This window comes from Streptomyces sp. AP-93, from assembly GCF_022808175.1.
Classification (GTDB): Bacteria; Actinomycetota; Actinomycetes; order Streptomycetales; family Streptomycetaceae; genus Streptomyces.
This window is the reverse complement of the sequence record NZ_JALGBX010000003.1, coordinates 21,185-33,660: the sequence shown is the minus strand read 5'-3', so window position 1 is coordinate 33,660 and position 12,476 is coordinate 21,185. Positions and strand designations below refer to the sequence as shown.

The following is a 12,476-nucleotide window of genomic DNA, read 5'->3' as shown; positions in this document are numbered from 1 at the left end:
CCCCCAGTACAGGACATGCGGCCGGTGTCGCGCTCAATGCCCCCGTTGCCGCGGAATCCGCCCCCGCCTGCCGTACGCGAGCGCCGCCCGCAGCTCGGGTTCGGTGACCGCGCGCGGCCCCCGCAGCGCCACCGCGGTGAGCGAGCCCCGCACGCCCCGCTCCCGGCCCAGCTCCAGGAGGAGCCGCCGGCCCGCGGGGGAGGCCCACCCGGACTGCGCGTGCCCCTCGACGCGGGCTATGGCCAGGCAGCCCAGCGCCAGGATCAGCGGCAGCGCGAACCAGCACAGGATCATCGTGGTCGTGGTCCCCGGATCGGGTACGCACAGCGCGGCCACGAGCATGCCGAGGACCAGTGCGGTGGCCTGCCGGACCGCCCGGATCCCCGCGTAGACCTCCCGCCGGGCCCCGTCGCGCGCCGCGAGCCCGGCTTCTGAGAGCCGGTCCGCGAGGGCCCGCACGGCCGGATCCCGCGCCGCGACCGCCCGTACGGAGGTCACCGGCTCCTGCCCGTCCGGCCCGAACGCGCCGAGCACCGAGCACTCGTGCGGATCGCGGCCCACCGGGTCGACCACCGTCGCCCACCCGGTGTACGCGAGCAGGAGCCGCCGCTGGCGCTGCATCGACAGCAGCGTCAGCTCGGCCACCCGTTCCGGGCCGCCGGCGAGGTAGGCGGCCTCGTACAGGTTCAGGTCGTCGTGGTGGGGGCGCGCGGCGGATCCCGGCGCGGGCGCCTCCAGTTCGGCGGCGGCCTTCAGGAGGCGGGTGCACGCGATCAGCAGCCCTGCCCAGGCGAGGAGGAGGAACAGGACCCAGAACATGTCCGAGTTCTACAAGATGTGGAACCGGCCGGTACAGGGCCCTGCTGAGGTGTGAGCAGCTCGTGACGGGTCCGTGATGGGCGGTCAGGAACTGCTGCCGCAGCTGGAACTGGACGAACTGCTACAACTCGATCCGCTGGAGCTGCTGGAGCAACTCGATCCGCCGGAGCCGCCGCCTCCACAACCGCTCCCGGAGGACCCGCAGACCGACCCCGAGGACCCGCAGCCGGATCCGCCCGATCCGCCCGACCCGCCGGACCCGCCGCCGTCGGAACCGGCGCACCAGACGACCGGGACCAGCTCGGCCCCGGACCCCCAGGAGGACCCCGAGCCGCCGGAACGCGTACGGGACTGGGCCGCCGCCAGCCGGGTCCCGCGAGCCGCCGGCACCAACTGCTCGCGCAGGTACGGGTCCCGCAGTCCCCGCAGCCCGAACAGCGAGGTCTGGACGTACGGGCTCTGGTCGGCCCCGTAGTGGGCGCGGACGGCGCGCAGCGCCTCGGCCCCCGCCGGAGTGATCCGCTGCCGGGCGCGGGAGGCGCCCACGGTGCCCACGACGATCCCGCCCAGCAGCACGGGCAGCACCTCGGCGATGAACGGCACGCGGACGGACCCGGCCCCCTCCTGGAGCACGAAGGCGACGAAGGACAGCGGCAGCGAGAGGATCAGCAGCACCCCGCACACCACGGCCTGGATCACCCCGTGGCGCAGCCAGTGGTGCCGGCCGCCCGGCGTGGCGATCAGCCCGCGGGCGGCCAGGGCGTCGCCGGTCTCCTGCACGGCCGGATCCCGCATCGCGGCGTAGCGGATCTGGTACAGCCACCCGGACGGGGCGCCCTGGCAGGCCTGGAGCACGGCCCGCTGCGCGGGGTCGCCGCCCCGCACCCCGGGCCTTGCCTGGATGATGCCGGGCCCGCCGACCAGCATCCGGCCGTCGCAGAGCAGCGAGACGAGCGCGGCGTCCACCACCGCGCCCGGCCCGCCCGCCATGAAGGCGGCCTCGGACAGGTCGTGCAGGCGCGGGGCGGGGCCGAGGGTGGGCGGCCGCGACTGCCGCAGGCCGCGCACGAGGACGACGCCGGAGGCGATGACGCCGATCCAGACGGCCACGGCGAGGAAGTCGAAGAAGTTCACGCCGCCCTCCCCACCAGGGCGCGGGCCCAGCGCACGGCCCGGCCCGGTGGCCTGGCCCCGGCCCGGTCCCGCCACCAGAGCGTGAGCCGGCGCCGGGCGGCGGGGTCGGCGGGCAGGTCCCGGACCAGCAGGTGCTCGGCGAAGTCCAGCGCGTCGCGCCGGTATCCGGCGGTCATGGGCCGGTGCCGGGCGTAGCCGAGGAAGGCCTCCCGGTACGCGTCCTCCCCGCCCAGGATCCCGGGCAGCTCGGGCGCCAGCTTCGCCAGGACCCCGGCCCGCTTGGCCGCGAGCGCCCGCGCCTGTACCCGTACCCGCTGCCGGTCGAACCCCTCGGGCACGGGCATCCCGGCCACCAGCGCCGACAACAGCGCGGCCTGCCCGATCCCGACCCGCGTCCGCGCCTGCTCCACCCCGGCCTCGCCGGGGTTCGAGGCGGGGTCCGGGCCGGATGGGCCGGAGCCCGTCCCAGCCCCGCCGGCGTTTGAGGCGCGGGTCCGGGCAGCGCCCGGGGAACGGGGGAAGGGCGGGGAGGGGACAGCCCCCGCAGGGCCGCCCAGCACGCCCCGGATCGCGGCGAGCTCACCCGCCAGCTCGGCGCCGGCCGGAAAGTCGTCGTCCCGCTCCAGCAGCACCCCCGGCGGGTCCACCCGGGAGCGGAGCTCCGCAAGAACATCCAGCACCACCCGCGGCACGGGATGCGCGTGCGTGTCGTGCCACACCCCACCCCGCTCCACGCCCCCGGCGACGTGCACGTACGCCAGCGCCTCCAGCGGGATCCCGTCCAGGACGGCGACCGGGTCCTCCCCCCGGTTGACCCGGTTGGTGTGCAGGTTGGCCACGTCGATCAGCAGCCGCACCCCGGTCCGCTCCACGAGCTCCGTCAGGAACTGCCCCTCGGTGAGTTCCTCCCCGGGCCACGACACCAGCGCCGCGATGTTCTCCAGCGCGAGCGGCACCGGCAGCGCGTCCTGCGCGATCCGCACGTTCTCGCAGAGCACGTCCAGCGCGTCCCGGGTCCGCGCCACGGGCAGCAGGTGCCCGGCTTCGAGCACCGGTCCCGGCGCCACCGAGGAGGTCCGTACGAAGGCGATGTGCTCGGTGACCAGCGGAGCTCCCAGCGCCACCGCCCGCTCCCCGAGCGCGGCCAGCTTCGCCGGGTCCGGCCGGTCGGCGCCGCCGATGCCCAGCGAGACTCCGTGCGGCACCACGCGGACCCCGCGTTCGAGCAGCCGCTCCAGGGACTCGGGCAGGTGACCGGGGCAGATGTTCTCCGCCACGACCTCGACCCAGTCCAGGCCCGGGAGGCTTTCCACCGCCCCCGCGATCTCCGGCCGCCAGCCGATGCCCACCCCCAGGTGTGCCATGGGCTTCATGTCCCCTCGCCCCCTCTCATCGGTCCGTGTGCCGATGTCATGGCCCCGACGGAGCCGGGCCAACCGCCCAGGGGGGACGTTCAGAGCAACATTTGAGGTTCCCGGCGCGGGCCGCCTTCCGGATGCCGGGACGGACGGGCCCCGCGGAGCCGCGCTACAGCCGCGCCCGCAGCGCCGGATGGTCCGCGACCACCGTGCACGAGCCGGGCGCGATCTCGGTGAACCCCGCGTCCCGCACCACCGGCAGCCCGCTCCCGGACAGCTCCGTCCACCGCTCGCGCGCGGCCGTCCGTACGGCCAGCCGGAAGCCGGACTCCCGCCACGCGGCCCGCTCCGGGCCGGTCAGCTCCCACCACGCGAGCTGCGCCGCGTGTCCGGCCTGGGCCATGGCCTTGCCGGCCGACATGTCCAGACCGGGGTTGAGCCAGAGGACCGGCAGTCCGGCCTCCGCCGGTGCGACCGGCTCCGGGTCGTCCAGGTCGGTGCCCGACACCTGGAGCTTGGCCAGGTCCTTGGGCCAGCCGTCGAGCGGGACCGGCGGGAAGACCCGTACCTCCGAGTCCGCGCCGTGCACCGTGAGGCCCGGCAGGGTGCCGGCCTTGCGCCACTCCGCCCCGCGCGCCCTGCGCACCACCTTGCGGATCCGCGCGTCCTGCCAGTCCCGGACCACCGCCGCCCACTCGCCCTCGCCGGCCGACCGCTCGTCGGTGAGCAGCACGAGCACCGCGCGGGCGGCCGTCTCCAGGGCGTCGGTCCGGGCCGGCGGCTCCGCCTTCTCGATCCGCACCACCAGCGGGAGGACGTACTGCGGCGCGTCGTCGCGGGCGATCCGCTCCTGCCGGAAGGGGCTGTCCGACCCGACTGCGGGTACCTGGGTGTCGTGGCGCGTGTCCTCGGTGCTCATCCGGCAAAGGATGCCAGCCTCCGCCTCCAGGCTGATGCCCGAGGGGTCCGGGACGGGCGAGGATCGAGGGCATGAAGAGTGAGCTTTTCGCGTCCGGGAACCTGGCCGAGGCGTCCGCCGTGCCCGGGATGACCCTGCAGAACGCCAAATCAGTGAAGTACGCCGTCAACGGTGAAATGCTCGCCCGCCAGGGCTCGATGGTCGCCTTCCGGGGGAACCTGCAGTTCGAGCGCAAGGGACAGGGCATCGGAGGCATGCTCAAGCGCGCCGTCACGGGCGAGGGGCTCGCGCTGATGTCCGTACGCGGGCAGGGCGAGGCCTGGTTCGCGCACCGGGCGGGCCACTGCTTCATCATCGAGTTCGAGCCCGGCGACGCCCTGACCGTCAACGGCCGCAACGTCCTGTGCTTCGACCCGACCCTCGGCTACGAGATCAAGATGCTCAAGGGCGCCGGCATGACCGGCGGCGGCCTCTTCAACAGCCTCTTCACCGGCACCGGAAAGCTCGCCGTCGTCTGTGACGGGAACCCGATCATCATCCCGGTCACCCCGCAGGCCCCGGTCTACGTGGACACCGACGCGGTGGTCGGCTGGAGCGCCCGACTGGAGACGGCACTGCACCGCTCCCAGTCCGTCGGCTCGATGATCCGGGGCGGCTCCGGGGAGGCCGTCCAGCTGCAGCTCAGCGGCGAGGGCTTCGTCATCGTCCGCCCGAGCGAAGCCACCGAGTCGGCCGCCGCCCACTGACCGCGCAGTACGCTCGTACACATGGACCAGACGGAGCAGCACGCGCCCGACTCCTCGTACTGCCCCGCCCCCGCGGCCCCCGCCGGGCGGGTGGCCGGGCCGCCCTACGCCGACTGCGTGGAGTGCGGGAAGCCGACCGAGTACGGGGTGGCGACACCGGGCGTGGTGCTGTGCCCGGTGTGCGAGTGGCAGGACGCCCAGCGCACGGCCTGCTCCGGCTGAGGCCGGAGCAGGGGCCCGCGGGCTACTTCCCGATGAGGTCGGAGACCTTGACGAAGCGGTAGCCGCGCTTGCGCAGCTCCGGGACGATCTTCCGGATGGCCTCCTCGGTGACCGGGGCGGCGCTGCGCGTGCAGTGCATCACCACGACCGAGCCGGGCTTCACCCCGGCCAGGACCTGTTCGGCCACCGCGTCGGGATCCTTGGCGAAGGCGTCCCCGCTGACCACGTCCCATTGGACGGCCGTGACCTTGGCCGTGGAGATGGCGCGCAGCGCCTGGTCGTCGTAGCAGCCGCCGGGGAAGCGGAAGTACGGGACGGTGTTGACCGCGCCCGCCTTGTGGAAGGCCTCGAAGGCCCGGTCCACATCGGCGCGGGCGGCGGCCTCGTCGAGGGTGGGGAGTCCGTAGCAGGGGGACTTGAAGGCGTGGTGGCTGTACGAGTGGTTCGCGATCTCGAAGTTCGGGTCGGTGCCGATGGACTTCGCCTGGTCCGGGTACTCCTCGGCCCAGCGGCCCGTCATGAACACCGTCGAGGGCACCTTGAGGGTGCGCAGCGTGGAGATCAGCTGAGGGTTGTCGAAGCGCTCACCGCCCGCCGCGCGCGGCCCCTGATCGGAGGTCATGTCGGCGTCGAAGGTCAGCGCCACCGTCTTGTCGGTGTGCTGCTTCGCGCGGTCGAAGACGGGGGTCAGACCGCCCGGACCGGGAGCCATGGTCGGCGCCTTGCCGGGGGCGCCGGGCTGCGGGGCCACCGGCGGACTGCTCCGGGGGCCGGGCGGCGGGGTGGCGGACCCCGGGGTGGCGGACCCCGGGGGGGAAGGGGAGGCGGAGGCCGGAGCGGAGGGGGCCGCGGAGGCTCCCATCCGGGCCTGGCCGCCGGCGTCCGACGTACCGGTGCCGCCCCCGCACGCGGCGAGGGCGGCACTGAGAGCTGCTACGGCCGCGACGGCAGCCGTCCTGCGCACTGAGATGATCACATACGCAAAATATAGGACTATGTGGCAAGCAGGCGGGTGCGGCACTCCTCCACGTCGAAGTCACCCTTCGGGTACTGCGGCGCGATGCCCTCCAGATGCTCCAGCAGCAGTTTGCTGATCGCCCAGTTGCGGTACCACTTGCGGTCCGAGGGCACGACGTACCAGGGCGCGGAGTCCGTGGAGCAGCGCTCCAGGGCCAGCTCGTACGCCTGCTGGTACGCGGGCCACAAGGAGCGCTCCTCGATGTCGCCCGCGTTGAACTTCCAGTGCTTGTCCGGGTTGTCGAGCCGCTCCAGGAGCCGCTTGCGCTGCTCCTCGTAGCCGATGTGGAGGAAGACCTTCACCACGGTGACGCCGTCGTCGGCGAGGGACTTCTCGAACCGGTTGATCTGCGCGTAGCGGCGGCCCAGCTGACTGCGCGGCACCAGGTCGCGGACGCGGGCGATGAGGACGTCCTCGTAGTGCGAACGGTCGAAGATGCCGATTTCGCCGGGCTGGGGGAGCGCCTTCATGATGCGCCAGAGGAAGGGGTGGTTCTGCTCCTCGGACGTGGGCGCCTTGAAAGCCTTGATCCGGCAGCCGGAGGGGTTGAACAGGCCGATCACGTGCTTGACGGTGCCGCCCTTGCCGCTGGTGTCCATGCCCTGGAGCACGAGCAGGACGCGGCGGCGGTCGCCCGCGGTGCTCGCGGCGTAGAGCCGCTCCTGGAGGGAGCCGAGCCGTTCAGCCATCCGGGCGGTGGCCGCCACGCCGGCCGCCTTGTCGGTGGGACCGGCCGGGGTCGCGCCGGGGTGGAAGGCCCCGAGGTCGACGCGCTCGCCGGAGGGGACGCGGAGCAGGGGGCTGAGGGGGGTGTCGTACCCGTACTCGTACCCGAGTCCATGGCCGTGCCCGTGCCCGTGGCCCTGCCCGTGGCCTCCGGCCTTGCGGGCGCCGCCGCCCTTGGGTCCCTTGGAGTTCTCGGCGGAGATGCGGAGCAGCTCGCGGAGGGAGAGGGGCTTGGACTTCGGCTTCCCGCCGATGGCGGTGGCGGTGGCGGCAGTGGTACCGGCAGTGGTGCCGGCGTCGGGATCGGTCTGCTTCTCCGCCTTGGCGGCCTTCTCGCCCTTGGCGGGCGCGGCCGGCTCCGCGGGCTTGTCCGGGGCGGCCGTGGCGCCCTTGGGGGCCTTGCGGGCCTTCGGCACCTTGGCGGGCTTCTCGGACTTGGAAGCCTTCGCCGGCTTCTCCCGGTTCTCCGGCTTGTCGGCCTTGGCGGACTTCCCCGCCTTGGCCGGCTTCTCCGCCTTGGCGGCGTCGGCGGACTTCCCCGCCTTGGCAGCCTTCTCTCCCTTGGACGGCTTCGAGGCCTTCGCGGCCCCCGCACCCTTGGCGGGCTTGCCGCCCTCCGTGCTCTCCGCGCCCTTGGCGGACTTGGCCGCCCCCGCGGGCTTGGTGTCCTTCCCGGACTTCGCCGTCTCCGTCGGCTCGGCCGACCCCGTCGGCTTCCTGCTGTCCTTCTTGGCCACCGCTACCTACCTCGATCCGTCGACTCCATACGATCCTCCACCACAACGCAGTGGACCGCGACGTGACGAAAGGCCAGGCCGGGCGGGCCGTAAGGCAGTACGGGCGGGCCGTAAGGCAGTACGGGTCACCGCCATGGACCCGTCACCGCGAAGGTGGTCCCGGGCGTGTACGCGTTCACGTACATCGTCCGGGCATCCGGGGAGAAGGTGACTCCGGCGAACTCGGCCCACTCCGGCGCCCCCGGCTTCCCGATGTCGGCGGCGCTGCGGGCCACCGGGTAGACCTCGCCGCCGGGGGTCACGCCGAAGACGTACTGTGCGCCGCCGCCGTCCTCGCACACCATGAGGCCGCCGTCGGGGGCCAGGCAGATGTTGTCCGGGGAGTCGCCGGGCAGCCGGACGTCGGCGGCCGGGCCGAAGACCACGTCCAGCCGGAGCCGCGCGCGCAGCGGGTCGTAGAACCACACCTGGCCGTGGTGGTCGGCGGGGGAGCCCTCGCGGGTGCGGGAGTAGCTGGAGACGAAGTGGACGCCGCCGTTGCCCCAGTAGCAGCCCTCCAGCTTCTGGGCGTGGGTGATCCCGCCGGGGCCGAAGTCCTGGAGCCGGATCGGGGTCCCGGACGCGGACGGGTCCGGGACGGGGACCCACTCCACCGGGAACTGGGCCCCGGGCTCGTCCACCACCGCCAGGTTCGCCAGCCCGGGGACCCGCAGTGCCTCCAGCCCGCCGCCCGCGTGCAGGGAGCCGAGGCCGCCGAGGGGGCGGGCGGGCAGGAACCGGTAGAAGAGCCCGAAGGGTTCGGTGAAGGCGTCCTCGGTCTCGTAGACCACACCGAGGTACGGGTCCACGGCGACGGCCTCGTGCGCGAAGCGGCCCATCGCGGTGAGCGGGACGGCGCCGGAGCGGTGGGGGTCGGCGGGGTCGACCTCGAAGACGTAGCCGTGGTCGCGGGTGTACCCGGCGGTGCCCGCGCGGTCCTCGGTCTCCTCGCAGGACAGCCACGTGTTCCAGGGAGTACGGCCACCCGCGCAGTTGACGGCGGTGCCGGCGAGGGCGACGCGCTCGGCGATGACCCGGCCGGCCGGGTCCAGGCCGAGGAGGGTGCAGCCGCCGAGGGCGTACGGGTCGTAGGTGAGCCCCTCGACGGGAGGGACCCGCAGGGCGGCGGTGGCACGGTTCTCGTGGTTGCGCACCAGCCGGACGCGGCCCTGCCCGGCGTCGAAGGCGGCCATGCCGTCGAAGTTGCCCGGGACGGTGCCCTCGCCCGAACGCAGCGGGGCGCCGGCGCGCGAGAGGACGCGGTACGTGAACCCGGCGGGCAGATCGAGCAGCCCGGCGGGGTCGGTCACGAGCGGGCCGTAGCCGCGGGTGGCGGCGGGGGCGGGGGCGGCGTCGCCGGTGAACAGCGCGGCGAGGGCTCCGCCGAAGGAGATGGTGGCGGCCGCCATCAGACTGCGTCGGCTGAGGGTCATCGGCAACTCCGGGTGCGGGGGCGGACCTTCGACGGCCCGTGGTACCACGCCACCCCGCCGACCTCGCCGCGCCGCGCGGACCCGACCCCCGGCCGGGGGTGCGGGAGCCCGCTGCGCGGGGCGAAGTCCCCTACCCGCCCTTCCACCGTTCCCCGGGCTGCGCCCGGACCCCCCTGGGGCTCCGCCCCAGACCCCGCGCCTCAAACGCCGGCGGGGCTGGATGTGGCCGGGCGGGCCGGGTTCGCCCGCCCGGCGGCAGGCGCTAGGCCAGCTTTGCGCTGAGGGTGATGGTCGTACCCGTCAGGGCCTGGCTGACCGGGCAGTTCTGCTTGGCGTCCTCGGCCGCGGCGACGAACGCGTCGTTGTCCAGGCCCGGCACCTCGCCCTCGACGGTGAGGTGGATCCCGGTGATGCCCTTGCCCGGCACGAACGTGACGGCGGCGGAGGTGGTCAGCTTGGCCGGCGGGTTGCCCGCCTTCGCGAGACCGTTCGAGAAGGCCATGTTGAAGCAGCTCGAGTGCGCGGCGGCGATGAGCTCCTCCGGGCTGGTCCGCCCGTTCGCCGCCTCGTCGGTCCGTGCGGGCCAGGAGACGGGGTAGCTGCCGAGGCCGGACGAGTCGAGCGTGACGACGCCCTTGCCTTCGAACAGGTCGCCTTCCCAGACGGCATGTGCATTGCGGGTGGCAGCCATGGTGGATCCCTTCGCAGAAGTGGAAACGGCCGGCCCGCGGAACGGGCCGACGTCTCCAAACCTACTGGGACACCAGGGGCTTCGCGTCGCGTGCCAGCGCGGTGAGCCGCGAGATGGCCCGGAAGTACTTCTTGCGGTAGCCGCCGTTCAGCATCTCGTCACTGAACAGCTTGTCGAAGGGGACGCCCGCCGCCAGGACCGGGACCTCCCGGTCGTACAGCCGGTCGGCGAGGACCACCAGGCGCAGCGCCGTCGACTGGTCCGGGACCGGGCCGACGTCGGTGAGGCAGACGGCCGTTATGCCGTCGGTCAGGGCCCCGTACCGGCTGGGGTGGACCTTCGCCAGGTGCTCCAGCAGCCCGGGGAAATCGTCGAGGCTCGCGCCCTCGGTGGCGTACGCGGTCTTCGCCACCTGCTCGTCGGAGAACGGCGCGGGGGCCTCGGGCAGGCCGCGGTGGCGGTAGTCCTGGCCGTCGATGCGCAGCGGACGGAAGTGCGCGGAGAGCCCCTGGATCTCCCGCAGGAAGTCGGCGGCGGCGAAGCGGCCCTCGCCGAGCTTGCCGGGCAGGGTGTTGGAGGTGGCGGCCAGCGCCACGCCCTGCTCGACCAGGCGGCTGAGCAGGGAGGAGACGAGGACGGTGTCGCCCGGGTCGTCGAGCTCGAACTCGTCGATGCAGAGCAGGCGGTGCCCGCCGAGGGTCTGGACCGTCTGCTGGAAGCCGAGCGCGCCGACGAGGTTGGTCAGCTCCACGAAGGTGCCGAAGGCCTTGAGGGCCGGCTCGGCCGGGGTGGCGTGCCAGAGGGAGGCGAGCAGGTGGGTCTTGCCGACGCCGTAGCCGCCGTCGAGGTAGACCCCGCGCGGGCCGGTGGGGACTGTGTTTTTCGGTGTCCTCGGTGTCCTGGGGGTCCGCGAGAACCAGCGCTTCCTGCCGGCACCGGACGCGTGCGCCCCGCCCAGTCCGGCGGCGAAGCCGCTGAGCACGGTGACGGCCTCGGACTGGCTGGGCTGGGCCGGGTCCGGGTCGTAGGTGTCGAAGCGCACCGAGTCGAAGCGCGGCGGCGGCACCATCTCGGCCACGAGCCGTTCCGCGGGCACCCGCGGTTCGCGGGCGCACAGGGACTGCGGTCCCGCGTCGGCTATCGGGGGGTGCCCGGAGGCTGACGCTGAGGGCGAGAGTGATGTTGACACAGCTCTTAACTCTACGGGGCGTGGCACACTGCACCGATGCGACGCCTGTTCCCTGTGACCGATCAGACATCAGCGGACCAGACCGACCGTGAGTGGTCGCTGGACGAACTCGCCGAGGCGTACGAGTACCCCGGGCTCGGCCCGGACGGCCACTGGCTGCGGGCCAACATGGTCTCCACCCTGGACGGCGCGGCCCAGCACGACGGGCGCTCCCAGCCCATCTCCAACGAGACCGACATGCGGATCTTCGGCACCCTGCGGGCCCTGGCCGATGTGGTGGTCGTCGGTGCGGAAACGGTTCGCCAGGAGGGCTACCGCCCGGCGCGGGCCCGGGAGGCCTTCGCGGCCCGCCGCGCGGCGGCGGGTCAGGGGCCCGCCGCCGTCATCGCCGTCGTCTCCGCGAGCCTGGACCTGGACTTCTCGCTGCCGCTGTTCACCTCGCCGCTGGCGCCCACGCTGGTCCTCACGGGCGCCGCGGCCCCCGCGGACCGGGTCGCCGACGCCGCCAAGGCCGGGGCGCAGGTGGTGGTGGCCGGCGACGGGGCGGGCGTGGATCCGGCCCGGGCCGTACGGGAACTCGCGGACCGGGGACTGCGCCGCCAGCTCACCGAGGGCGGGCCCCGGCTGCTGGGTCAGCTCGTGGCCGCGGACGCGCTGGACGAGCTGTGCCTGACGATCTCGCCGATGCTCACGGCGGGTGACGCCCAGCGGATCTCCGGGGGACCGTCCGTCACGGTTCCGCACCGGCTCGCACCGGCCTGCCTGCTGGAAGAGGCCGGGTTTCTCTTCACGCGTTACCGTCGGATCTGAAGAGAGGCGGAATTTGTCGTTCCGCTTAGCTTCCGCTGGGCACATAAGTGGGCAGGTATAACCGCACAGGCCCCGTGCCACAGCGGGGCAGGATGGTTTCCGCAGGGGCCGGCCGGCCGGCCTCGGCCCACGAAGGAGAGGGCGTCCGTGTTCACGAGCGTATTGATGATCGAGCAGCCGCTGACCCCCGTCGACGTGGACTTCGTCACGACCCTCCACGGCGACGAGCAGGTCTCCTTCATCGTCCTCATGCAGCCCCGCGGCGACCGGGACCGACTGCTGCGCGCCATCGACGACGTAGCGCTCGGTGAGCTCCCCGAGGCCATTCGGGAGGGTGACGAACCGGAGGGCGAGGCCGCCCGCGGCCCGGCCGAACTGGCGATCGAGCATTCCCTCGCGTCCCTGCGGGCCAAGGGCGCCAAGGCCGTCGGGCAGATCGTCGACGAGCATCCGCTCGACAAGCTGAAGGCGGTGGTGGACGAGACCAACGCCGACGAGGTGATCGTGCTGACCGCCCCGCACTACGTCGAGGAGTTCTTCCACCGGGACTGGGCCTCGCGGGCGCGCCACAAGGTCGGCGTTCCGGTGCTCAAGCTCTTCGCCCACAAGGAATAGGGTGGAGGCGGCCGGACCGC

Annotated in this window: 13 protein-coding genes; 4 read left to right on the top strand and 9 right to left on the bottom strand. The window is 73.6% G+C overall.

Features of this window, described 5'->3' with window-relative positions; genetic code table 11:
• Nucleotides 1–33: 33 nt before the first annotated feature.
• The 4 genes from MTF69_RS06185 to MTF69_RS06170 form a co-directional block, all read right to left on the bottom strand.
• Nucleotides 34–819, bottom strand: a complete 786-nt coding sequence (locus tag MTF69_RS06185; RefSeq protein ID WP_243331429.1) for a TIGR04222 domain-containing membrane protein — start codon at nucleotides 817–819, stop codon at nucleotides 34–36.
• A gap of 84 nt (nucleotides 820–903) precedes the next feature.
• A complete protein-coding gene (locus MTF69_RS06180; RefSeq protein WP_243331427.1) occupies nucleotides 904–1,953 on the bottom strand; it encodes a TIGR04222 domain-containing membrane protein in 1,050 nt (349 codons plus the stop codon).
• Nucleotides 1,950–3,326 carry a DUF692 domain-containing protein gene (locus MTF69_RS06175; protein ID WP_243331426.1) on the bottom strand — a complete coding sequence of 459 codons (1,377 nt, stop codon included), beginning with the start codon at nucleotides 3,324–3,326 and terminating at the stop codon, nucleotides 1,950–1,952. The genes MTF69_RS06180 and MTF69_RS06175 overlap by 4 nt, the downstream gene beginning before the upstream one ends.
• Nucleotides 3,327–3,480: 154 nt before the next feature.
• A complete protein-coding gene (locus MTF69_RS06170; RefSeq protein ID WP_243331423.1) occupies nucleotides 3,481–4,230 on the bottom strand; it encodes an aminoacyl-tRNA hydrolase in 750 nt (249 codons plus the stop codon).
• Between the two features lie 71 nt (nucleotides 4,231–4,301).
• Between MTF69_RS06170 and MTF69_RS06165 the strand changes: the two genes are divergently transcribed.
• Both MTF69_RS06165 and MTF69_RS06160 read left to right on the top strand, forming a co-directional pair.
• The gene (locus tag MTF69_RS06165) at nucleotides 4,302–4,976 is read left to right on the top strand and encodes an AIM24 family protein (RefSeq protein WP_243331420.1); all 675 of its coding nucleotides are present in this window, start codon (nucleotides 4,302–4,304) and stop codon (nucleotides 4,974–4,976) included.
• A gap of 21 nt (nucleotides 4,977–4,997) precedes the next feature.
• A complete protein-coding gene (locus MTF69_RS06160; protein WP_243331418.1) occupies nucleotides 4,998–5,198 on the top strand; it encodes a hypothetical protein in 201 nt (66 codons plus the stop codon).
• 22 nt (nucleotides 5,199–5,220) lie between these two features.
• On the opposite strand, the gene MTF69_RS06155 is transcribed toward MTF69_RS06160, so the two are convergent.
• From MTF69_RS06155 to zapE, 5 genes are all read right to left on the bottom strand, one after another.
• Complete coding sequence (locus MTF69_RS06155) at nucleotides 5,221–6,174, bottom strand: polysaccharide deacetylase family protein (protein ID WP_243331416.1); 954 nt, start codon at nucleotides 6,172–6,174, stop codon at nucleotides 5,221–5,223.
• 17 nt (nucleotides 6,175–6,191) lie between these two features.
• Nucleotides 6,192–7,145, bottom strand: a complete 954-nt coding sequence (locus tag MTF69_RS06150; protein ID WP_374322390.1) for a PPK2 family polyphosphate kinase — start codon at nucleotides 7,143–7,145, stop codon at nucleotides 6,192–6,194.
• Nucleotides 7,146–7,804: 659 nt separating this feature from the next.
• Entirely contained in the window at nucleotides 7,805–9,151 is a 1,347-nt protein-coding gene (locus MTF69_RS06145) for an alkaline phosphatase PhoX (protein ID WP_243331414.1), read from the bottom strand.
• Between the two features lie 262 nt (nucleotides 9,152–9,413).
• Nucleotides 9,414–9,842, bottom strand: coding sequence for an OsmC family protein (locus MTF69_RS06140; protein ID WP_243331413.1), 429 nt, complete (start codon nucleotides 9,840–9,842; stop codon nucleotides 9,414–9,416).
• A 61-nt stretch (nucleotides 9,843–9,903) separates the two neighbouring features.
• The gene (zapE, locus tag MTF69_RS06135; protein WP_243331411.1) at nucleotides 9,904–11,031 is read right to left on the bottom strand and encodes a cell division protein ZapE; all 1,128 of its coding nucleotides are present in this window, start codon (nucleotides 11,029–11,031) and stop codon (nucleotides 9,904–9,906) included.
• 36 nt (nucleotides 11,032–11,067) lie between these two features.
• On the opposite strand from zapE, the gene MTF69_RS06130 reads away from it, so the two are divergent.
• Nucleotides 11,068–11,841, top strand: coding sequence for a pyrimidine reductase family protein (locus MTF69_RS06130; RefSeq protein ID WP_243331410.1), 774 nt, complete (start codon nucleotides 11,068–11,070; stop codon nucleotides 11,839–11,841).
• 147 nt (nucleotides 11,842–11,988) lie between these two features.
• Nucleotides 11,989–12,456: an indole-3-glycerol phosphate synthase gene (locus tag MTF69_RS06125; protein WP_243331409.1), complete on the top strand. Its 468-nt coding sequence runs from the start codon at nucleotides 11,989–11,991 to the stop codon at nucleotides 12,454–12,456.
• Nucleotides 12,457–12,476: the final 20 nt, after the last annotated feature.

What these genes read in the sequence shown, in the direction of transcription:
- MTF69_RS06145 (WP_243331414.1), bottom strand. Translation starts at nt 9,151, where the DNA reads ATGACCCTCAGCCGACGCAGTCTGATGGCGGCCGCCACCATCTCCTTC.
- MTF69_RS06130 (WP_243331410.1), top strand. Translation starts at nt 11,068, where the DNA reads ATGCGACGCCTGTTCCCTGTGACCGATCAGACATCAGCGGACCAGACC.
- MTF69_RS06170 (WP_243331423.1), bottom strand. Translation starts at nt 4,230, where the DNA reads ATGAGCACCGAGGACACGCGCCACGACACCCAGGTACCCGCAGTCGGG.
- MTF69_RS06165 (WP_243331420.1), top strand. Translation starts at nt 4,302, where the DNA reads ATGAAGAGTGAGCTTTTCGCGTCCGGGAACCTGGCCGAGGCGTCCGCC.
- MTF69_RS06185 (WP_243331429.1), bottom strand. Translation starts at nt 819, where the DNA reads ATGTTCTGGGTCCTGTTCCTCCTCCTCGCCTGGGCAGGGCTGCTGATC.
- MTF69_RS06140 (WP_243331413.1), bottom strand. Translation starts at nt 9,842, where the DNA reads ATGGCTGCCACCCGCAATGCACATGCCGTCTGGGAAGGCGACCTGTTC.
- MTF69_RS06160 (WP_243331418.1), top strand. Translation starts at nt 4,998, where the DNA reads ATGGACCAGACGGAGCAGCACGCGCCCGACTCCTCGTACTGCCCCGCC.
- MTF69_RS06175 (WP_243331426.1), bottom strand. Translation starts at nt 3,326, where the DNA reads ATGAAGCCCATGGCACACCTGGGGGTGGGCATCGGCTGGCGGCCGGAG.